Origin of the sequence: Chitinophaga polysaccharea (assembly GCF_902150045.1) — a bacterium.
In the GTDB taxonomy this organism is placed as follows: Bacteria; Bacteroidota; Bacteroidia; order Chitinophagales; family Chitinophagaceae; genus Chitinophaga; species Chitinophaga polysaccharea_A.
The window spans coordinates 2,913,626-2,935,422 of record NZ_CABFVU010000001.1 but is presented as its reverse complement, the minus strand read 5'-3'; the positions used below and the strand labels follow the sequence as shown (position 1 = coordinate 2,935,422).

General features: G+C 46.8%; 15 protein-coding genes. 10 read left to right on the top strand and 5 right to left on the bottom strand.

Going from position 1 to position 21,797, the window contains the following annotated elements; all coding sequences use genetic code 11:
• Positions 1–13: 13 nt before the first annotated feature.
• Positions 14–1,660, bottom strand: a complete 1,647-nt coding sequence (locus FN124_RS12075) for an alpha-L-fucosidase (protein WP_142684968.1) — start codon at positions 1,658–1,660, stop codon at positions 14–16.
• A 531-nt stretch (positions 1,661–2,191) separates the two neighbouring features.
• Here FN124_RS12075 and FN124_RS12070 point away from each other — a divergent pair.
• A complete protein-coding gene (locus tag FN124_RS12070; protein ID WP_142684967.1) occupies positions 2,192–2,530 on the top strand; it encodes a glycoside hydrolase family 97 C-terminal domain-containing protein in 339 nt (112 codons plus the stop codon).
• A 1-nt stretch (position 2,531) separates the two neighbouring features.
• Here FN124_RS12070 and FN124_RS12065 read toward each other — a convergent pair whose 3' ends face one another.
• A complete protein-coding gene (locus FN124_RS12065; protein ID WP_142684966.1) occupies positions 2,532–4,970 on the bottom strand; it encodes an outer membrane beta-barrel family protein in 2,439 nt (812 codons plus the stop codon).
• 181 nt (positions 4,971–5,151) lie between these two features.
• Between FN124_RS12065 and FN124_RS12060 the strand changes: the two genes are divergently transcribed.
• From FN124_RS12060 to FN124_RS12045, 4 genes are all read left to right on the top strand, one after another.
• Positions 5,152–6,180 carry a sensor histidine kinase gene (locus FN124_RS12060; RefSeq protein WP_142684965.1) on the top strand — a complete coding sequence of 343 codons (1,029 nt, stop codon included), beginning with the start codon at positions 5,152–5,154 and terminating at the stop codon, positions 6,178–6,180.
• Positions 6,181–6,183: 3 nt separating this feature from the next.
• A complete protein-coding gene (locus FN124_RS12055) occupies positions 6,184–6,906 on the top strand; it encodes a LytR/AlgR family response regulator transcription factor (RefSeq protein ID WP_142684964.1) in 723 nt (240 codons plus the stop codon).
• Positions 6,907–7,540: 634 nt separating this feature from the next.
• A complete protein-coding gene (locus FN124_RS12050) occupies positions 7,541–9,967 on the top strand; it encodes a glycoside hydrolase family 2 TIM barrel-domain containing protein (RefSeq protein ID WP_142684963.1) in 2,427 nt (808 codons plus the stop codon).
• Positions 9,968–9,974: 7 nt separating this feature from the next.
• Entirely contained in the window at positions 9,975–11,900 is a 1,926-nt protein-coding gene (locus tag FN124_RS12045; protein WP_221887759.1) for a glycoside hydrolase family 97 protein, read from the top strand.
• A gap of 92 nt (positions 11,901–11,992) precedes the next feature.
• Here FN124_RS12045 and FN124_RS12040 read toward each other — a convergent pair whose 3' ends face one another.
• The 3 genes from FN124_RS12040 to FN124_RS12030 form a co-directional block, all read right to left on the bottom strand.
• Positions 11,993–12,277 (bottom strand): hypothetical protein, encoded by a 285-nt coding sequence (locus FN124_RS12040; protein ID WP_142684961.1) that lies wholly within the window; start codon positions 12,275–12,277, stop codon positions 11,993–11,995.
• 315 nt (positions 12,278–12,592) lie between these two features.
• Entirely contained in the window at positions 12,593–13,111 is a 519-nt protein-coding gene (locus FN124_RS12035; protein ID WP_142684960.1) for a hypothetical protein, read from the bottom strand.
• Between the two features lie 21 nt (positions 13,112–13,132).
• Positions 13,133–13,564: a chorismate mutase gene (locus FN124_RS12030; RefSeq protein WP_142684959.1), complete on the bottom strand. Its 432-nt coding sequence runs from the start codon at positions 13,562–13,564 to the stop codon at positions 13,133–13,135.
• A gap of 117 nt (positions 13,565–13,681) precedes the next feature.
• Here FN124_RS12030 and FN124_RS12025 point away from each other — a divergent pair, with 117 nt between their 5' ends.
• The 5 genes from FN124_RS12025 (at position 13,682) to FN124_RS12005 (ending at position 21,761) form a co-directional block, all read left to right on the top strand.
• Positions 13,682–14,257: an RNA polymerase sigma factor gene (locus FN124_RS12025; protein ID WP_185937171.1), complete on the top strand. Its 576-nt coding sequence runs from the start codon at positions 13,682–13,684 to the stop codon at positions 14,255–14,257.
• 42 nt (positions 14,258–14,299) lie between these two features.
• Positions 14,300–15,445, top strand: coding sequence for a FecR domain-containing protein (locus FN124_RS12020; protein WP_142684957.1), 1,146 nt, complete (start codon positions 14,300–14,302; stop codon positions 15,443–15,445).
• A 101-nt stretch (positions 15,446–15,546) separates the two neighbouring features.
• A complete protein-coding gene (locus FN124_RS12015; protein WP_142684956.1) occupies positions 15,547–18,882 on the top strand; it encodes a TonB-dependent receptor in 3,336 nt (1,111 codons plus the stop codon).
• Between the two features lie 11 nt (positions 18,883–18,893).
• Positions 18,894–20,543 carry a RagB/SusD family nutrient uptake outer membrane protein gene (locus FN124_RS12010; protein WP_142684955.1) on the top strand — a complete coding sequence of 550 codons (1,650 nt, stop codon included), beginning with the start codon at positions 18,894–18,896 and terminating at the stop codon, positions 20,541–20,543.
• A 60-nt stretch (positions 20,544–20,603) separates the two neighbouring features.
• Positions 20,604–21,761, top strand: coding sequence for a beta-1,2-mannosidase (locus tag FN124_RS12005; RefSeq protein ID WP_142684954.1), 1,158 nt, complete (start codon positions 20,604–20,606; stop codon positions 21,759–21,761).
• The last annotated feature ends 36 nt before the right edge of the window (positions 21,762–21,797 follow it).

The following is a 21,797-nucleotide window of genomic DNA, read 5'->3' as shown; positions in this document are numbered from 1 at the left end:
CTTTGATAAATACTTATGCGGGCAGTACTTTCAATACCAGGGCATCTGCATTGAGCTTCTGCTCCGGCAGCTTTACCAGTAATCCCTTATCGCCACGTTCCACCTGCAGTGATTTGCTTCCTCCCAGTAATTCCACCTGTCCTATCCTGCCGGGATAATGGCCGCTACCGGATGATAGCGATCTGATATTCACTTCACCGTTTTCAGGCCAGCCCATTACAATGCAATACAACGCATCGCCTTTCACCGTAAAACGGATATCCTCCGCTCCCATTGGCTTGCCTTTGCCTTCATTGAAGCCCGGCCCGTTTAACGGCGCCACGGATTCCACTGCCGGTCCTTCCCCGAATATTTTCCAGGGCCTTGTGTCGTAGATCGCTTCCTTGTTGATGTCCATCCATGCCGTAATGCCGGCCACTATGTTGCGTTCTTCACTGTCGATAGTACCATCTCCTCTTACCGGGATATTCAGCAACAGGTTCCCGTTCTTGCTTACCACATCGGCCAGTGTGTGGATCACGGTTCCGGCTGTTTTATAACGACGGTTGTTGTAAATGCCCCGATCGTAATGCCAGCTGCCTATACAGGTATCGGTTTGCCACACGAAAGGTTCTATCTCGTTGCTTTGCCCGCGTTCTATATCCCATACCATACATTTCCGCTGTTCTTCGTTCAGTATTTTTCCATTCAATACCGCTTCCAGCTTACCATGCTTTTTGATGCTGCTGTTGTACAGGTGTGCGGCGATCCTGAGCCCTGCATCACTGATGGGCCATAAGGGAAGCGCTGTGTCATCGAAATACACCAGGTCGGGCCCGTACTTATTGATCAGGTCCATTGTGCGGTTAAAGAACTGCTCACAGTAGGCTTTATCGGGAACGGTACATCCTTTGGTGGCATCCCAGTCCCACACTTTACTAATATCCCTGGAACCGGGAACATGGCTTTGTGCATATAATACCTGCGGATCGAGGCCTTCCCACCAGGTACCTTTTCCATCGGCTTTGGTTAGTTTACCATCATAAGGCACGCCTGCCAGCGGGCCGTTCTTATCTGCGCCCTGGGCGGTTTCATAAAATGTCCACGCATGTGCAGCATGAACGCTCACGCCAAAGGGAAGCCCCTGGCTACGTGCCGCTTTCTCCCATCCTCCGATGATATCTTTCTTCGGTCCCAGTTTCGTGGAATTCCAGGGGTGATATTTACTGTTGTAGTTATCAAAATTATCGTGGTGATTGGCCATTGCCACGAAGTATTGGGCGCCTGCTTTTTTATATAAGGCCACCAGCTCTTCAGGGTTCCAGTTCTCTGCCTTCCATTCACGGATCACCTCTTTGAAGCCTGATTTAGAAGGATGACCATACTCTTTCACATGAAAATTATATTGCCAGCCGCCCTCTTCATACATACCCCTCGCGTACCAGTCGCCATGCTCCGGCTGGCATTGCGGCCCCCAGTGCGCCCATATACCGAATTTGGCATTGCGGTACCAATCCGGTACTGTATATTGTTTGAGTGATTCCCATGATGCTTTAAACGGGCCTTTGGCAACCGGTTCCCCGGGTGCTGCTATTTCAGCCAGTCCATTACCCATTGCCTTTGATATCCAGAGTGCAGGCAATGCTCCTGCCAATCCTTTTATTACGGTTCTGCGCTTCATAAAGTATGAAAGTTATTTAGGAAGATGAATAAGTTTTATTTTATAGCAGGGATTTATTCCTGTAAAGGGTACTCCATGCGCCAACGGAAAACATGAATTCTTTGTGGCAGGTTCCCCGTGAACGGACCTGTATAATTTTTCTGCCGGAATTTATTAAATAGTCAATATGACACTTATAAATGAAACATGACGACAGGCAGCAATTCGATCATAACGTGATAAGAACTCTCCTGCTGACTCTTTGCCTGTCATTTTTTTGGTTTAGCAAATATAGAAATTTGAAATCGATTTCAAAATTTATTTTACTAAAACGGGGAAATAAATGCAAACAATCTATAAATTACCTGCCTGTATAAGCAACCTGGCATTCAAAATTTAGTTTTGCAATCGTTTTCAATATTTCAGACTGAAAATAACCGTGCCACCTATGTTTCTCTGATAAAAATTCCGGAAACAACAATTGCTCTGATGTTATGATCTTTAAAAATAATCAGGCATCATAGCATTAAAATCCAAAAAAGCATTCCCCGTATGAAATCGACTATTGTCCTTATTTTATTTTTTGCACTTAGCGCCTCTTCTTTATTTGCCCGGCTGGTCGACGGATACCCCGGCCTGGATGTTGTCATGGCCCGCCGCAAAGGCAGTTCATGGTACATTGGCGGTATTAATGCGGAAAGAAAGGAAAAGAAGAAGAATATACAACTGGACTTTCTTCCGGAAGACGTAAAATTCAGACTGGTGCTGATTACAGATGGCCAGCATGATAAAAGCTTTGCCACCCGGTATATGGTAGTAGATAAATCTGATACAATAGAAGTGAAACTGCTCCGTTGCGGTGGTTTTGCAGGGTATTTAACGCCGATGTAAATTACCTGCTTCTTCTCCGCCGGCCCGGATACTCTGCCTGTCCTGCTTTCTTTTCTTCTTCATTTTTATGCGCTCTTCCAAACTGCCAGTTAAATGCAATGGATAAAGACTGGTTATAATAACGGGTAACTGCATGGCTTTGAAATGTTGGAGCAGTGGCTACGCTCTGCTGTTTTAGATAGTTCCGGAAAGGATTGTTAAATGAAAGCGTAATACTTGCTTTCTTCTGCATAATTTCTTTCTGAACAACCAGCCGGTAGGTATAGTCCGCGGTGTTTTTACCTTGCAGGGTGATAAAACCATTACTGTAATCGCCGGATAATTCAAATATATAACCACCGGGAGCAGTATAGGAGGTGTTGATATTAAAAGCGTGAAAGGACCCGCTATTACCAATTTGCAACGCCGGGCTTTTAAACCATACCTGGTATAATTCCAGGCCGCCACTGATGGCCCAGTTATCGTTCACAGCAGTATACATATTGATATTTGCGCCTAAACGCCTGTTGGATGCAATATTCTGAGGCATGGTCCTGGAAATGCCATTACTGTCGGCCGCAGCGAGGGATTCTATTGAATTTGAATTGAAGCTGAAGTAAACACTACTGATCAAAGTAAAACCTGAGGGCATATTGTATGCGTGGGAAACTTCCAGTAGACGCGTAACTTCCGGGCGTAAGCGGGGATTGCCTGTTGTTAAATTACGGGGATCACTGGCATCCGTATAAGGATTAAGATCCCATATAAAAGGCCGGCGGATGCGTTCTGTATAATTGAATTTAAGCTCCTGTTCTTCATTTATATCTTTTGCCACCAGGATACCCGGCACCAGGTTGCTGAAATGAGTGGCAAAGGACGGTGCTGTTCCCCTGAAGCGGGCGCCCAGCCTTGTGTACTCGTAACGGGCGCCCAGCCGGAAACGCCACCTGCTTTGGGTTTCAAACGATGTACTTACATATGCAGCTGTAATATCCTGGAAATAATTCATCGAATCACTGCGCTCAAGGTCCTGCTTCAGATCACTGCTACCTGGATTATGAAGGTTATTAAATACGGTATAGTTGCTGGCCGCATTATTCTTACTCCAACGCATACCTGTTTCCAGGAAGCTTTTGCCTTTTTTGCTGAGCGGATGGGTATAATCCAGCTGGAAACTATAATCCCCGGACCGCCCTTTGTTAGGGCTCAGCTCCCGGAAAAAATGACGGCCGTCAGGGCTGAACTGATCTGTGGTATAGTCGGACCTGTCTGCCGAACGGCTAAGATTGCCCAACAACTGCAGCTCCTGTTTTTTACGCTTAAAACGTTTCACATAGCTGAGCGTAAGATCATAGTAGTGATACCCACCCTTCTGATCTGCAAGCTGGTTGTATTCAGCAATACCTTTGGCATCTTTATAATAATTATACAGGCTGCTTTTTACGGGCCATTGCTCCTGCCAGTAAGAGAGTGTAGCGCCTATCTTTTGTGATGAATCGGGGCGGTATTCAGTGCCCAGCTCTATACCTGTGCCCTTTGTTTTCTGTGTAACATCGGAACGCTGGATAAGATTGCCTGTGTTTTGCACGTTGTGCAGCAAGCTCCTGTCCAGGTTATTTTTCTGTTGTTCCTTTTCAAAACTGCCGCTTGCCATGAGCGTAACATCAAACTTTTCCCTGGACAGGCTGAGGCCCAGGTTGGCCGACTGCTCCAGGTTGCCTGCGCTCAGGTCCAGGTTGCCCGATGTTTGTTTTACTTTTCTTCCTGTAATGATATTAATGACGCCAGCCGCACCTTCTGCTTCATACCTGGCCGAAGGCGCAGTGATCACTTCTATAGACTGTATAGAACTGGCCGGGATCATTTTCAACGCCTCTTTGAGATTTTTGGCGAAGATGCCGGATGGGATACCGTTGAGCAATACCTTAACACTGGCGTCCCCCCGGAGCTTTACAACACCATCGGAGCCCACGGTTACCATAGGCGCCCTGCGCAAAACATCCGCAGCCGATCCGCTTTTATTTCCAATATCAGCAGAGGCATTGTACACCAGTTTATCACCCTTGTTCTGAAGCAAGGCTTTGCGGTGCTGTATCACTACCTCGTTTAACTGTTTGCTTTGCCTGGTAAGAATAAATTTTCCCATGTCCGTTTCCGGCACATTCATCTCTATAACCCTGGAATATGGTTCATAACCGGTATGTGAAATACTCAGTACATAAGTTCCCTTTACAGGCGTCGTTAAAACAAACCTGCCCTCATTACCGCTTACAGCGGTTTTAACCATGGCGCTGTCTTTACTCCGCAAAAGAACGGTTGCCCGCTCCAGTGGCTTTCCGGAAGTATCCACCACCAACCCTTTCACTTGAAAGGAAGCCTTTTCAGCGGAAACAACAGATTGGGCATTAACTGCCAACGGGAATACAGTCACTAATAATAAAGCAAGAAATTTTCCAGCCATCAGACATACCTGTTTTTAATATTAAAGTTTTATCTGCCGGCAAAGGAAAATGTTTAATTTTCCAACAGGAAAAGAGAATGAGCAACACTGCTATCCAAATGACGAACGACGTTCGTCATTTGAATTTTTCCTTTCTATATGGAAAAATGATCTTTGGGTTTCCCGGAAAATCTAACAGAAAATGGCACATACGATCAATTGGTTCAGCAAACATTACCTGCAGGAAATTGGAATTTTTGCAGCCATGTTCATTCTGACCATGGTGAACCAATGGTTCCAGCTGGATTCATTCATTGCAGTTGTAAAAGGGTTGGTTTTCTTTGTGGTGTTGTATGCACAGGCAAAATTCCACTGGCACTTTATATTGCCGTTATTCTGGAGCAGGCAATACGGGAAATATGCCATAGCAACGCTCTGCGCTTTAATCATAGGAACGCTGGTGCTTTTTCCCATAGATAGCTTTTGGATAGAGCCGGATATTTTCCAGCAGGAAAGCGTCATTTCTATATTACTTTATCATTTTGTTATCAGCATTGCCAGTATAATCACTATCATGTTCCTGTTCCTGGTAAGGCAGCATGCTTCGCAGATCCGGAAGCGGACGGAAGATAAGCTGCTCCTCGCTGAAATGAATATAAGGTTGCTTCATGCCCGGTTGAACCCGCATTTTCTTTTCAACATGTTCAACAATCTGTATGGCGTGAGCTTAACGGAGCCTGAACGCGCCCCTGATTTAATTTTGAAGTTATCTAACCTGATCAGGTATCAGCTTGAAGAAGGGCGCAAGCCGCTCGTTTCCCTGAAGGAAGAAATAGCTTTTATAGAAAACTATATAGCGATAGAAAAGGAACGGATCGGGAAGCGCTGTGAAATATCCTATACTGTACAGTGCGGAGACGGGGAACCGGAACAGCTTTCCATTGCTCCCCTGATCCTTGTCACGTTAATTGAAAATGCTTTCAAACATAGTATTACCACTGCCCGGAAATGGTACGTACATATAAACATCCGGCTGGAACAAAGGACATTGCTGGTTGATATTGTAAATTCCTCAGGAGATAGCCTGCCGGGCAGGAGCTCTACAGGTATTGGGCTGGCCACCATCCGTGAACGCCTGGAATTGTTGTATGCCGGGGATTACCAGCTCGGTATTTCCCGGGATGAGAACGAATTCAGGGCTGTTTTAGAAATACTATTAAATCGCCGGTAGTTTATGGGATCACTACGTTGCATAATTGTTGATGATGAAGAAGGAGCGCACCTGGTGCTTGGTCATTATATAAAAGGAACCGGCAGCCTCGTGCTGACAGGAAATTTTTATAACGCTGCAGACGCCATGGATTTCATGTTTAAGAACCCGGTAGACCTGCTATTCCTTGACATCAACATGCCGGGTCTTTCCGGGATGGAAATGCTGGAGGCAATGTCGCATCCGCCTTTAATTGTACTGACCACCGCTTATACGCAGTATGCGCTGGATGGATATAAGTACCAGGTGGTGGACTATCTTGTGAAGCCTTTTGAATTTGCCAGATTTATGGCTGCCGTAGATAAAGTATTTACCCGTTATAAACCGCCTGTTGCCAGCAATGCGGCTCCGGCAACAGGACAGCAGGCAAACAACTTCCTGATGCTGAAAGTTGATACCGGGATAACCAGGATCATCACCAGTTCCATCTCGCATATACAGAGCTATGGTAATTATGTCAAGGTATTTACAAACGAAAAAATGTACCTGAGCGCATCAACTACTATCGAGATAGAACAACAGCTGGACAAACGGTACTTCAGGCGGATACACCGGTCCTATATCGTTGCGCTGTCGGGGATACAAAAGCTGGAAGGCGCCCGGGTACACTTGGAAAATGGGTTGATACTGCCTGTAGGGAACACCTATAAGCGGGAGCTCATGGAGCATTTTCTGAACAGAAGCTAGAAACACTGTGAACTATACCCAATAGGTGCTTTATGTAGTGGCAGCCTATATTGGAGCGAATTAACCACCTGCTTTGCAACTCAGTACTGCCTTTATGTCCGCCTGGAAGCTGGCTTTCATATGGCTGCCTTTTTTCAGGTGCAGCATCAGCACAGATATAAAAAAGAACAACGGGAGTATATAACCGCACCGGAATAGCAACAAGGTAGGCGCATTACCTAACCTGCCCTCCGGAGATACATAAACAATTGATCCCGGTTTTTACAACAACCTCCTCCTGCAATTGCAACATTTTATACCCTAATTCAAAACATCCGCACCCCCTTATTCTTCCGGAAGCTGTGTAAATTTGATACATTGTTCCACATTAATAATTCTTCGTTATGAATGCATTAATACGGTTATCCATACTTCCTGTTGCCTCTTCTTTTAACTGTCATTTTGACACTATTAAAATTCAGGAGTGATCAGTAATAACAACCCGGACATCTATTCCTGTTAAATGACTTTGCCCAGGCAGGCCCGGCCGGATAATTTGTTACCGCAGTGAAAGATCTGTTACCGGCAAAGGGTAATAATAAGTACAAACCATAGATCTGTGTCCTTTAGCAATCAATTTGATAAATTATAGAAAATGATCAGAACTTTATACCTCCCGTTGCTGGTGGTGTTTTTTGCAATAATAACATGCAAAGCAGAGCAGAAGATCCCTTTCGATTTTGACTGGAGGTTTGCTTTAAATGATCACCCCGGCGCTGAGCAGGCTGGCTTTGATGATTCCGGATGGCGTTTGCTGGATGTTCCCCACGATTATAGCATTGAGCATCCTTTTGATTCCACCTACACTTCAGGTGCAGGCGGAGGCTATACCTACAGCGGCATCGCCTGGTACAGGAAACACTTTAAAACAGCGGCAAAATTTTCAGACAGGAAGGTTTGGATGTTGTTCGACGGTGTTTACCGTAACAGCGAAGTATGGATCAACGGGCATTACCTGGGTATTCGTCCATATGGCTACTCTTCTTTTTATTATGACCTCACACAGTACCTGAATCCTGCAGGACAGGAAAATATTATCGCCGTAAGAGTGAATACCAGCGAACAGCCTAATTCCAGGTGGTACACCGGCTCGGGTATTTACCGGCATGTATGGCTGGTTACAAAAAGCAAACTGCATATTGATCAATGGGGGGTTTTCGCCCGCACGGTGAAAGCAGACAATGATGAGGCCAGTGTAAACATCTCCATAGATCTTCGCAATGAAAATAATGCTGATCAGTCCTGCACGGTAATAACAAAACTCATAGATGCTGCCGGTAAGGAAGCAGGAAGGGCGGAGTCGAATGTGAAAGCCACACCCGGTGAGCCACAGAAAATCGAACAACATATCAGGATCAGCAGGCCCGTGCTATGGTCTGTAGAACATCCTGCTTTATACCAGTTAAAAGTAGAAGTAAGATCAGGCGGAAAGATAACCGATAATTATGCGGCGGCTTTTGGTGTAAGAACATTCCGCTTCGATCCTGATAAAGGATTTTCGTTAAACGGGAAACATGTAAAGCTGAAAGGGATCAACATGCATCATGATGGAGGCCCCCTGGGCGCTGCCGTATTGGATGACGCGTATAAACGCAGGCTGGAAATTTTAAAAGGTATGGGCTGTAATGCGCTGCGGATGAGCCACAATCCCCCATCGCCGGAGTTGCTTGATTATGCAGACCGCCTTGGTTTTGTGGTGATCGACGAAATATTTGATGAATGGATGGATGGAAAAACACCGGGAGGATATGCTCCTCAGTTTGCAAACTGGTGGGAGAAAGATGTTGAAAACTGGATCAGGCGCGACCGGAACCATGCCTGTGTAATTGCCTGGAGTATTGGGAATGAAGTAAGAGAACAGTACAACAAAGAGAACGCCTTAAAAATAACCCGCATGCTGGTGGACGCTTCGCGTAAATACGATAATACCCGTCCTTTTACCGCAGCCTGTAACGAAATCCTCAAGGTCAATTCCTTTGGGATGGGAGAATTACTTGATATGGTTGGTTACAACTACCAGGAAGCCTGGTATAAAGCGGATCATGAAAAATATCCCAACCGGGTGATCTTTGGCTCCGAAACGGTGATCTATCCCTATCACCCTGGCAAGTGCTGGCAACTGCGCTCTTATGAACAATGGCTGGAAGGGCAACAGGAAGATTATGTGGCAGGGGAATTCCTCTGGACAGGGTTTGATTACCTGGGTGAAGCTGGCATAGGTGAAGTAGGTAGCGGTTGCGAGTTCTGGAAAACATGGCCTACATGGCCATCCCGTGGCGCCTCCTGTGGCGTGATTGATATGTGCAATTTTCCGAAAACGGGGTACTGGTTCAGGAAAGCGCTCTGGAATGATACCCCTATGGTGCATATTGCCGTACAAACCGATACCTCCGCCAGGAACAGGGAGCTGTGCTCTTTCTGGAACTGGCCCAAAGTGGAAACCCACTGGAACCATCACAAAAAAGGCGATACCCTGGCCGTGCATGTGTATACCAATGTACCGGAAGTGGAGCTGAGATTAAATGGCAGATCGCTGGGAACCCGTAAATGGGATCTAAAAAATGAAGCCTTCCTTTTCTGGGAAGTACCGTATGAACCAGGTAAGCTGGAGGCCATCGGGAAAACCCGGGATGGCAAAACAGTATCCTTTGCAGTTCAAACCGCTGGTGAACCCGCTAAAATAGCATTGTCGGCCGATAAGAAAGTGCTTACAGCCAACCGACAGGACCTCAGTTATGTTGCCGTGCAACTGCTTGATGCCAATGGTATACCTCTGCCTTTTGCCGGCAATAAGATCACTTTTGAAGTAACCGGGGCAGGTAAACTGGCAGCTGTGGGCAACGGTAACCAGCAAAGCCATACGCCGTTAAAAGGCGTGCAGATGGAAGCCTGGCAGGGAAAGTGTCTGGCCATCATTCAATCGACCAGCAGGGAAGGCAGTATCACCATTACTGCCAGGAGCGGCTCACTTCCCGTGGCAACTACTACTTTACGTTCAATAGCTATTAATGTTACTAAATAATAAACTGATGAGAAGAATCACAATACTGATGGCATTGTCCATATTACTTTGCCTGCAGTCATTCGCTGTAAACCGTATCTCCAGTCCTGATGGAAAGATTAGCGTTACTGTATTTGCAGATAATAACGGTATTCCCAAATACGCTGTTACCTACAATAAGTTAACTGTACTGGAGCCATCGTCCCTTGGAATTGAGCTGGACGGGATCAATTTCTCCAATGGTTTACAATTGATCAATGTATCTGCTGCCACCAGTGTGCACGATCATTACAATATGCTGAGCGGTAAAAAGCTATCCATTCAGTATGATGCAAGAAAGAGCAGCTTTACATTTCAGAATAAAGACGGCAAAAAGTTTTCCGTGGTTTTCCAGGTATCAAATGATGGAATTGCCTTCAGGTACCAGTTTTTGGATGGCCGGGAAACAAAGATTGTCCGTTCGGAAAATACTTCCTTTCAACTTCCTTCTTCCGCCAAAGCATTTATACAACCCATTGCCGTTACCCAATCCGGCTGGGAAAAAGCAAATCCGTCTTACGAAGAGCATTACGACCAGGATGTTCCTGCAGGCACGCCCTCAAAATTCGGCGCCGGCTTCATTTACCCGGCCTTGTTCAAGGTGAACAATACCTGGTTGCTGATCACAGAAGCCGCAGTAGGTGCCGATTGGTGCGCCACCCGTCTCAATTGTGAAGCAGGCAGCCCTCTGTACCAGGTAAAGTTCCCTGATCCCAGGGAAGTGATGTATAAGGATGGCTTGTTGCCACAACAGCAGATGAATGGTTTTTCTCCCTGGCGCGTTATCACCATCGGCTCATTAAAAACCATCGTGGAATCAACGCTGGGCACTGATGTGGCCGCCCCTTCTGTTATTGCCAATACTTCGTTTATAAAGCCCGGAAAATCAAGCTGGAGCTGGATCAATAGTAAAGATGATTTTATTGTTTACGATGAGCAGAAGAAATACATTGACTTTGCCTCCTATATGCATTGGCCGTATTGCCTGGTAGATGCAAGCTGGGATCGGAAGATAGGCTATGAGAAGATAAAGGAGCTGGCGGATTATGCCAGGCAAAAAAATATTGGATTGATCCTTTGGTACAATTCTGCCGGCGACTGGAATACGGTAAAATATACTCCCCGGAATATACTGCTTACCAAAGAAGCAAGGGAAAAGGAATTCTCCAGAATACAGGCAATGGGCATCAAGGGAATTAAGGTTGATTTCTTCGGCGGCGACGGGCAATCAATGATAAAGTACTACCACGATATCCTGCAGGATGCGGCCCGTTATAACCTGATGGTCAACTTTCACGGGGCCACATTGCCAAGAGGGCTGTCGCGCACCTATCCCAACCTGGTGACTGCCGAGGCAGTGAGGGGTTTCGAGTACATCACCTTCAGCCAGGATGATGCCAACCTGGAAGCAAACCATGCCACCATGCTGCCTTTCACCCGGAATGTGTTCGACCCGATGGACTTCACGCCCATGAATCTTTACAAGATAGGATCTGCAAGTATCCGTAAAACCACCACTGCGTTTGAATTAGCGACTACTGTTGTGTTCCTGTCGGGCATTCAGCATGTGGCGGAGTCGCCGGAAGGCATGGAGCATGTACCGGAGTTTGCTAAAAACTACCTGCGCACCTTACCCGATACATGGGATGAAACCCGCTTTATAGATGGCTATCCAGGCAAGCTGGTGGTGATTGCAAGACGGAAAGGCACGAAATGGTTTATTGCAGGAATGAATGGCGAGCCTGTAGCAAAAGACCTTTCGCTTAATTTATCTTTCCTGAAAAATAAAAATGTAACACTGATCTCAGATGATGATACAAACCTCTTAAAAGAAACGAAAACAGATATACCGAAGAAAGGCATACTTCCCGTTTCCATCAATGCAAACGGAGGATTTGTTATAGTAGCTGGATAATAGATAACCGGCAAGCCCGGTTCCCTGAGAGGATCAGTTTTTATCTCCTTATCATCTCAGGGAACCGGGCTTGTTTATGAGTACCTTTCCCGCTACTTCTCTGCCCAATCCTTTTTCAGGTAATAATCCAGGTAAATATCTATCAAACGCGTGCCTCCATATGCCGGGTAAGCCGCCAGCAGTTTGGCCTTATACTCCGCTTTGGATCTGGATGCCGCCAGTGTTTTATTCACAACATCCAGGTATTCCAGGTTTTCTTTAATAACGGAGCGATCAGCAGGGTTTCCATGCCCCGGAAGTATGATTGTATACTCCTTTTCCTCCCCTGCTTTTTCTAGCGCCCTACGCCAGCCATCTGTATTCCCTGATATAAACAAATGTATTTTATTATAAATGATATCCTGGGCGATGTAGGCGTACAAAATTGGAAGGGGCGGAAAAGTTATGCTCATAGCCGATTTCAGCTATGGTTTTATTGCTTCCCAGCAGTTCGTTTTTACAGGACTGCAGAAGTTCACCACGTATAATTATATGGGCGTCTTTGCCGAATGTATCATGGCATAGCTGGTTTAACCGGTTGCGGTTCATCTTTAGTAAGTCCGCGTACTCTTTGACCGTTTGCTTTTCCCTTATATATTTTTTGAGGAAATCCCTGAATTTCAGCATATCCGTGTTCTGGTAGAGATTCCCTTTTAGCTGATAGAAACCGGTATAGTGGCGGTTAAGCTGTATAAGCAGCCGGTATAGATATGCCTTAACAGCTGCTGGCTGTCGAACGACTGGTTTTTTATTTCTTCCCTTATATTATCCGTCAGCTGCTGAAAAATGTTTACATCGTTCTTTTGCAATGGTAGTATAGGTGGACAATCATAGTTGCCGAAATAATGCAAGCGGTGAAGGAACAGGTGGTCTTTCAGGAAGGTTTCCATAAACTCTCCTTCAAATATGACCATGCCGCAATCGGGCCGGGTATGAAGATCCCATTGCCGAGGGCGGGCCGGCGGCAGCAGCACAATGGGGCTTTTAAAATCCAGCCGGCTGCCTTCAAAAATGATAGCACCCTCGCCTTCAAGAAAGAGAAAGATTTCATAAAAGGTGGTAGCATGCAGCTCCTTCAGTGAAATACTCCGACCGGCTATTTCCGAAATTTTGAAGCGGTCGACCAGCAGCTCTTTTCCATATTTATACTTATGAAAATGAAATTTCAACATAAAACAGGCTGGGATCAGCAGTTAGTTACCGGGCAAAATAAGATATAATTTTGTACCCCCCGCTAAGGATTTGTCATCCGAGATCGCCTCTTCTATTCTCAGGCTTTCCTTATGAATAGCATTGAGCATTTCAGTGACAAATTCTGCCGACAATCCTTCTTTCTTACCTGCCTCAATCCCTCTTTCCAGCACCTTCTGAAAGCGTGCTGCCTGTAATGGGGCGATATGATGCTGCGCTTTGTAAACGCCTATTTCACGGACAACCCTTTCTCTTGCGCCCAGTACCTCGAAGAGCTTTCTATCGAGCGAGTCAATTACCTTCCGCTTGTTTTCCAGGGTAGTATCGGTGGCACTTGCCACAGGCTGTTGTCCGTTTGCTTTGCCAACAGTGGCCGTGGCAGCCAAAGCAATAATAAGGAGCATTTTTCTTTTCATAGCCGGAGACGCCTCCATTTTAATGCCATTTTTCAGGCAGACAGCATTTCACTGCATGATATCTCTCCCCAAAACGCGAATTTTTAAGGGGTAGAAATTTTTATCTATTTTTAGCAGTCAAAGCTTGCACTTATATTGCCAGAGAGTTTCCTACATACAGAGAAAGATATTTTCCAACAGATTGCCAACGGCGATCATGATGCCTTTACCCGGTTGGCAGATCAATATTGGAATAACCTGTATGGACAGGCGATGGCCTACCTGAAAGACTCTCACAAAGCCCAGGATGTAGTCCAGGAAGTATTTCTTACCATCTGGAAAAACCGCAGCTCCCTACCGGATATAGAACGGCCGCAGCACTACCTATATACAATGGCAAAGAACAGGATCCTGAGTGAATTCAGAAAGAAGCTGATGATCCCGATCCCCGATGATGTGGAGCAGCTGCAACCAGCAACCGACTTACCGGCCGATGAACGGCTGGCGACCAAGCAGCTCCGGGAACTGGTGCAGGCAGCAGTGAACCAGATGCCGCCGCAACGCCGGGCCGTTTTTGAACTGAGCCGGCAGGAAGGGTTAAAGTATGAGGAGATTGCTGCAAGACTGGGAATTTCCCGGGAAACGGTGAAAGGCCATATGATAAAGGCCCTGGCACAGGTACGGACCTTTATACGGCATGCACTGCGGCTCCTGTTCCAAATTTTTTTTTAAAGGGAGCAACCCTCTTTTTACGTTGGTGCGTCTTTATAGTATATGCATATCGACGAATTCAAGGATCTGTTGGAAAAATACCTGGATGACAGGATCTCCGCGGAGGAACGCCGCCGGCTGGCGACTGCGCTGGAAGATCCCGCGTGCGCACAGCTGCTGGATGAAACCATCTACGGGGAACTGGTGGCCCGGGCCTATGAAGGCACTCCCGATGAAGGGATCAGGCAATTGATTATGCAGCGGCTCGACCAGGAAGCGGTCCCTGTTCGTACCATCAGGCTGCGGAAATACCGGTGGGCTGCAGCTGCCGCCATACTCGCGCTTGTGGCGGGAACCTACTTCTGGCTGCAACGGCCGGCCAAACATCCGGCGGCGCAGCAAACCATTGCCAATGCAATACCAGGCTCCAACAAGGCCATCCTGACCTTATCGGATGGGTCTATCATAACATTGGACAGCACCGGCAACCAGGTGATCCGGCAGGGCGCAACGGCTATCCACCAACAGGGCGGCCAGCTAAAGTATGATGCCCAAAGCCCCTCTGCCGCTGTTCAGTATAATACGCTGGCAACTCCAAGGGGAGGCCAGTTCCGGGTTACACTCCCCGATGGCACACAGGTTTGGCTGAACGCGGCTTCCACGTTGCGCTACCCTACCGCTTTTACAGGTCCGGAAAGACTTGTAGAGGTTAACGGGGAGGCTTATTTTGAAGTAGCAGCCAATGCTGCTCAGCCGTTCAAAGTGAAGATCAGGAATGCAGAAATACAGGTACTGGGAACCAGTTTTAATGTGAATGCCTATGCTGATGAACCAATCACACAAACTACGCTGCTGGAAGGCTCCATTAAATTATCTGCCAATAACAACCAGGTATTGCTTAAACCGGGACAGCAGGCAACTTTAGCCGCTAACAGGGAGCTCCATATCAATGAAGTGAATTCCAACGATGCCATTGCCTGGAAAAACGGCTATTTCCTTTTCAGGAATGAGAGCATCGAAAGCGTTATGCGAACCATAGCACGCTGGTATGATGTAGACGTTAGCTACCAGGGCGATGTAATGAAGCAACGCCTTGGCGGAACCGTTTCCCGTTACGAAAAACTGGAAGATCTGTTAAAAACAATTGAATTAACCAAAAGCTTAAAATTTAAAATTGAGGGAAGGAAGGTGACAATTATGCCTAACTAACCCGCCAGCTAGTTTATAAAACCAAACATTTATTTGTACGATATCCCCAATGTATATACGTGCAGGGGGTATTCTATGCGCTCTTTAAACATTCCTCAGTTATGAAACTTACAATGATTCTATTGCTTGCAACAGTTTTGCAGGTCAGAGCGGCAACATTCGCTCAATCGATTAATCTGAAAGTTAAAAATGCATCCCTCGAAGAAATATTTACCCAGATAAGGCTGCAGACCGGGTTTAATTTCTTATACAATCCCAGTGCACTGGAGGAAACAAAAAAAGTTTCAATAACAGTCACCAACGCATCGCTGAAAGCGGTGCTTGATCAATGTTTCAAAGATCAGCCGGTAGTATATGTGATCACCCAGAACAATGTGGTGATCAGCCGTAAAACCCCGGCGCCGGAAACACATGCCGCCCCGGTGGCAGACATCAGAATAACCGGGCAGGTAAACGACAGCAAAGGCTCACCTGTTCCCGGTGTATCCGTAACCGTTAAAGGCGCTGCTACCGGCGCCATTGCGGATGGTAATGGCAGGTACAGCATTTCGGTGCCGGATAAATCTGCTATCCTGGTATTCCGCTCTGTTGGATTTATCAGCCAGGAAATAGCGGTGAATGACCAAACGGTGATCAATGTAACCTTAGCCGAAAAGCCATCGGCTTTGAACGAGGTAATTGTAGTGGGTTATGGCTCACAAAAGAAAGCGGATGTTACCGGCTCCATCGCATCTATAGATGAAGAAGCGATAAAAAGCGTGCCTGCAAGCAACCTGGTAAGCGCGCTGCAAAGCCAGGCGCCGGGCCTTGATATACAAAAAACCGGCGGCAACAGTCATCCCGGCGCCACCCCATCTATCTCTATCAGGGGACAACGTTCCCTGGGCGCCGCCAATGATGTGCTTTATGTGGTAGATGGTATACCGTTCAACGGCACCTATATCAATGACCTCAACCAGGATGATGTAGTAGCCGTACAAATATTAAAAGACGCATCCGCCACCGCCATTTATGGCTCAAGAGGTGCAAACGGCGTAATACTGATCACTACCAAACGCGGCAAAACAGGCGCACCGGTAATTACCTACAGCGGTTATGCCGGCGTGGTAAGCCCGCTTGGTTACTACGATGTGATGGATCCCCAAACCTATGAAACCTACAAGAAATGGGGTAACTACAATGCAAACAACCCAAACACCATAGGCACACCCAATCCTTATAACGGAATAGATGATCCAAAATTCTATACGGATGGTATCACCTTCCTGCCTGCTGAACTGGCCGGTATGAAAAACAGAACTGCTACCGACTGGCAAAAGCTGATTTTTAAGAACGGTTTTAAAACCAATCATCAGCTTGGTATATCCGGTGGTACACCATCAACAAAATATGCGGCTTCCGCCGGTTTTTATGACGAAACCGGCCTGTTTCCCGGCCAGTCATTCAGGCGTTATACCTTCAAAGTAAGTATTGACCAGCAACTGGGTAAGATATTTAAGATTGGCTTAAGCTCACTGAATACCGTGAGTAAAATTAACGGGGAGAGTATCAACCCCGTGGGCCAGGCGCTTACCTCCAGCCCGCTTACCGTTCCCTACGACGAAAAAGGCAATCTTATTCCATTCCCCGGAGGCGGTTCCCTGGTGTATAATCCCCTGGCCAACCTGGTACCGGGCGCGGTTGTTCAAAAACGTTCCAGGTATAATACTTTTACAACAGCTTATGCGGAGGCACAGATCACCCCACACCTTAAATACCGTTTTAACGGGGGCGTGGAAATTACGCCGGAAACCTATGGCGAATTTTATGGCAGCGCTACCTACCAGAACCTGAGCGGCCCTTCCACTGCCAAAAACACCAATTATGACTACTACGACTATACGCTGGAAAACCTGTTGATATATGAAAACACGTTTGCCAAAAATCATCACTTAACAGCTACCGGCCTGTTTAGCTACCAGGAGGATTATAAAGCTTCTACCAGCTTCAGCTACAACAATATCCTGGCAGATTATATCCAGTATTTCAACCCCGCATTAGCCGCCAATCTCAAGGGCGAAGGCAGTTATTCGAAATTTAGCATCGTTTCATTCATGGGACGTGTGAACTACGACTATAAGAGCAAATACCTGTTAACCCTCACCATGAGATCCGACGGTTCCTCTACGCTGGCGCCGGGGAATAAATATCATGTATTCCCTTCTGCAGCGGTTGGCTGGAACATTACACAGGAAGACTTCATGAAAAACATTCCCGCGATATCCAACCTGAAACTGCGCGCCGGTTACGGAACAGTAGGAAATGCTGCTGTAAATCCCTACCAGACGCTTGGCGGGCTAACATCGATCAATTATAATTACGGCTCCACAAATGTTACCGGTACTTATCCCAATAATGTACCCAATCCCAAACTGGGCTGGGAGTATACCGCTACATTGAACCTGGCCGTGGACTTCAGCTTGTTTAATGACCGTATCAGCGGATCTGTGGATGCTTACCAGCAGCGCACCAGTAATCTTATCCTTCCGCAAAACCTGCCTATTACAACGGGCTACACCTCACAGTTCCTTGCCAACGTAGGTAAAACCGAAAATAAAGGCCTGGAGATCAATATTGCATCTATCAATATCAGGGCCGCAGACCGGAAAGATTTTGGCTGGACCACCAACTTTAACATCACCTTTAACCGCAATAAAATTACCGCGCTGCAAAATGGGGTAACACAGGACATTGGTAATAACCGCTTTGTAGGAGCTCCTATTAATGCGCTTTATAACTATGTACGACTGGGCATCTGGCAAAATACAGCAGCCGATTCTGCCCTGGCCAGGAAGCTGAACCTCACAATGGTCGGATCCGGCTCCGTGATCGGTACCATAAAAGTGGCCGACCTTAATGGGGACGGCGTAATCAATTCAAACGACCGCACAATTGTTGGCTCACGCCAGCCAAAGTTCTTCGGCGGCCTCACCAACCGCTTTAGTTATCGTGGCGTTGACCTGACCGTAGTAACTACCTATCGTGTAGGAGGCACGCAGATCGCTTACTGGCTCCAACCAGGCAGCAATGTAAACGCGTTAAACGGGAAAATGAATAATCTGAATGTTAATTACTGGACTCCTTATAATAACGAAAACACTTACCCTAAACCTAATTTTAACGTAGGCACGCCCACCTATGGCGATCTCCTGGGCTATTATGATGCCACTTACCTTAAAATAAGGACTATCAATCTTGGCTACACGCTGCCGTCTCATATTATCCGTAAAGCCGGCATACAGGCACTCCGGGTTTATAGCAGTTTAAATGATGCCATCATTTTATTTTCCCCGTTACACAATCGATTTCCGGGTGTAGATCCTGAATCGGCTGGCACCCTGGGCGTGGATACACCACCGAATAAATCTATACTGTTTGGTTTAAATGTTACATTTTAATTTTTATCACGATGAGATCTATCATATATAAATCTATTCCACTGGCAGCCATCATTTTTTTAAGTTTGAGCTGTAACAAACAATTAATTGAAGAACCCCATTCAGGGCTGATCCCTCAATACTTCAATACCGCACAGGGCTTTCAGTCGGGCCTGGATGCAGCATATGCCGGTAACCGGAATATATGGGGGACCGAAAACTTTATGACCATGACCGTGCCCGGTACCGATGAGTTCAAATCCGGTGGGGGCGGCAACAATGATTTCAATATTTATTCAAGCAGCTTCGACGCCAGCAGCGGCTGGGTAAACGGCATCTGGAATGCCTGCTATACCTTCATCAACAATTGCAATGGTATCATCGACAACGGAAGCGTAGTGACAGGCCTTGATCCGGCCACTGTTAAACAAAAAGTTGCTGAAGCAAAATTTCTGCGTGCGAATTACTATTTCGTACTCGTCCGTTTCTGGGGCCCTGTTACACTTAACACGCATTTTATTACAGAGCCAAGTACAAGCGCTACCAGGGCGCCTCTCGCGGATGTTTACAATTTTATTATCCAGGATTTAAAAGATGCCATTGCCGGGTTACCGCCAAGCCCTGTGCAAAACGGCGTATTGCCAGGTAAGGCTACCGCGGCGGCAGCATCGCACCTGCTGGCAAAAGTATACCTCACCAGGGCATACTCTGATGCTAAACAACCTGACGATTTTCAGAATGCATATTCCACCGCGAAAGGCCTGATTGATAATAGCGCAGGCCTGGGTCTTGCCCTGCTGCCGGATTTTGCATCCGTATACGCGGAAGGCAACGAGGCAAGCAAGGAGGTATTATGGAGTGTGCAACATACTTCCAACCTGACTTATAACAACAACAGCAACGAATTAAACTTTCACTATGTAATGGGGTATGAGAATTTCCCGGGCCTGGTTCGCTCCATGGCCTACGGACGGCCGTTTGCACGCGTGGAGCCCACCCGCTGGATGAGCGATACCTGCTTTGCCGATAAAACCAACGACACCCGCTATTACAAAACATTTCAATCAGTATGGCTGTCTAATTCTGCCGATAAGATCCCCAAGGTAAATGGGGTTCCCAAATATGCACTTGGCGATACGGCTATTTATATGCCGGGAGTGGATGTGAGCGATGCTGAGATTAACTCAACACGCTACCTGCTGGTGCCGCCAAGAAAGTACACCCTGCAGTTATTTCCCACCATGCTCAAATACCAGGATACTAAAAGGGCAAGTATAAATGATCCATCAGTAAGACCGGTGATTGCCTATCGCCTGGCCGAAACCTACCTGCTGGCTGCAGAAGCGGCTTTCAATATTGGTGATAATGCCAGTGCCGCACAATATATTAATGTTGTACGCGGGCGCGCGGCATATCCTACCGGGAACGCCGCAGCCATGGCTATTACGCCGGCTGATGTAACACTGGACTTTATCCTTGACGAACGCGCACGCGAGTTGGTAGGTGAACAAACCCGCTGGCTGGATTTGGTGAGAACAAAGAAACTGATAGAGCGTGTAAAATTACATAACCCCGATGCAGGGGCGAATATTAAAGACAAGCATATGCTGAGGCCAATTCCTCAAAGCCAGATAGACAGGACCATTACCGGCGACAAGTATCCGCAAAATACAGGTTACTGATCAGAAAATCCCGGCACTGGCCACTGCCGCATTTAATTCAAAAAGTATAAAGATTCAGTTATGATTAAAAGATATTTCAGCAGCATACTTTGTTTGTCGTTTTTCATCACTCAAATAACATTTGCACAGTCTGCCTCTCCCCTGCCGGATTGGGCTCTGGGAGGTTTTGTAAGACCGCCCGGGAAGAATCCCATCATCTCGCCCGACTCTACTACCCGGTTCACAGATCCAATGAGTAAGTCAGTAATTAAATGGGAGATCAACGATACCTTTAATCCCGGGGCTGCGGTTAAAGAGGGCAAAATAGTGGTCCTTTACCGTGCTGAAGATAACTCGGGGGTAAAGATCGGCAGCCGTACATCCCGCCTCGGCTATGCCGAAAGTAAGGACGGGGTACATTTCAAACGGAAAAAAGAGCCCGTTCTTTTCCCGGCAGAGGATGAGCAAAGAACATTTGAATGGCCCGGAGGTTGTGAAGATCCGCGAATAGCAGTAACTGAAGACGGTACATACGTAATGTTGTATACCCAATGGAACCGCAAGGTGCCCCGTTTGGCGGCAGCCACTTCAAAAGACCTGGTGCATTGGACAAAGCACGGGCCTGTTTTCCAGGACGCTTATAACGGGAAATTCTTTGACATGGCTACCAAATCGGCATCCATCCTCACGCAGGTGAAGGATAACAGGCAGGTGATTGCCAGGATAAACGGCCAGTATTTTATGTATTGGGGCGAGCGGCATGTGTATGCTGCCAGCTCAACTAATCTCACCGACTGGCGCCCTTTAGTGGACGATAAGGGAGAGCTGCTGATCCTGGCATCTCCACGCAAAGGTTATTTCGACAGCGACATGACCGAATGCGGCCCTCCTGCCCTGCTTACAGATAAGGGCATCGTTTTGTTATACAATGGCAGGAACATTGCCGCCAAAGGCGATAAACGTTTCCCGGATGGAATATACAGCGCCGGGCAGATGCTGTTTGACAAAACCGACCCCACCAAATTAATTGCGCGACTTGACCTGCCATTTTTCAGGCCCCGGGAAGCTTTCGAGAAACGGGGCCAGTATTCAAGCGGAACCGTTTTTATTGAAGGCCTGGTATGGTTTAAAAAGAAATGGCACCTCTATTATGGCTGTGCCGATTCCAGGGTAGGGGTAGCCATTTATGATCCAAAGCACCCGGCAAACCCGGATCCTGTAGAAGACACTGCGCGGTAAATCGCTAATGATAACAACAAGGATGATTATAAACAG

Bases quoted from the DNA above. Each gene is read 5' to 3' on its own strand.
- FN124_RS12045 (WP_221887759.1), top strand. From the start codon at position 9,975: ATGAGAAGAATCACAATACTGATGGCATTGTCCATATTACTTTGCCTG.
- FN124_RS12075 (WP_142684968.1), bottom strand. From the start codon at position 1,660: ATGAAGCGCAGAACCGTAATAAAAGGATTGGCAGGAGCATTGCCTGCA.
- FN124_RS12070 (WP_142684967.1), top strand. From the start codon at position 2,192: ATGAAATCGACTATTGTCCTTATTTTATTTTTTGCACTTAGCGCCTCT.
- FN124_RS12005 (WP_142684954.1), top strand. From the start codon at position 20,604: ATGATTAAAAGATATTTCAGCAGCATACTTTGTTTGTCGTTTTTCATC.
- FN124_RS12010 (WP_142684955.1), top strand. From the start codon at position 18,894: ATGAGATCTATCATATATAAATCTATTCCACTGGCAGCCATCATTTTT.
- FN124_RS12030 (WP_142684959.1), bottom strand. From the start codon at position 13,564: ATGGAGGCGTCTCCGGCTATGAAAAGAAAAATGCTCCTTATTATTGCT.
- FN124_RS12060 (WP_142684965.1), top strand. From the start codon at position 5,152: ATGGCACATACGATCAATTGGTTCAGCAAACATTACCTGCAGGAAATT.
- FN124_RS12015 (WP_142684956.1), top strand. From the start codon at position 15,547: ATGAAACTTACAATGATTCTATTGCTTGCAACAGTTTTGCAGGTCAGA.
- FN124_RS12020 (WP_142684957.1), top strand. From the start codon at position 14,300: ATGCATATCGACGAATTCAAGGATCTGTTGGAAAAATACCTGGATGAC.
- FN124_RS12055 (WP_142684964.1), top strand. From the start codon at position 6,184: ATGGGATCACTACGTTGCATAATTGTTGATGATGAAGAAGGAGCGCAC.
- FN124_RS12050 (WP_142684963.1), top strand. From the start codon at position 7,541: ATGATCAGAACTTTATACCTCCCGTTGCTGGTGGTGTTTTTTGCAATA.
- FN124_RS12035 (WP_142684960.1), bottom strand. From the start codon at position 13,111: ATGTTGAAATTTCATTTTCATAAGTATAAATATGGAAAAGAGCTGCTG.
- FN124_RS12065 (WP_142684966.1), bottom strand. From the start codon at position 4,970: ATGGCTGGAAAATTTCTTGCTTTATTATTAGTGACTGTATTCCCGTTG.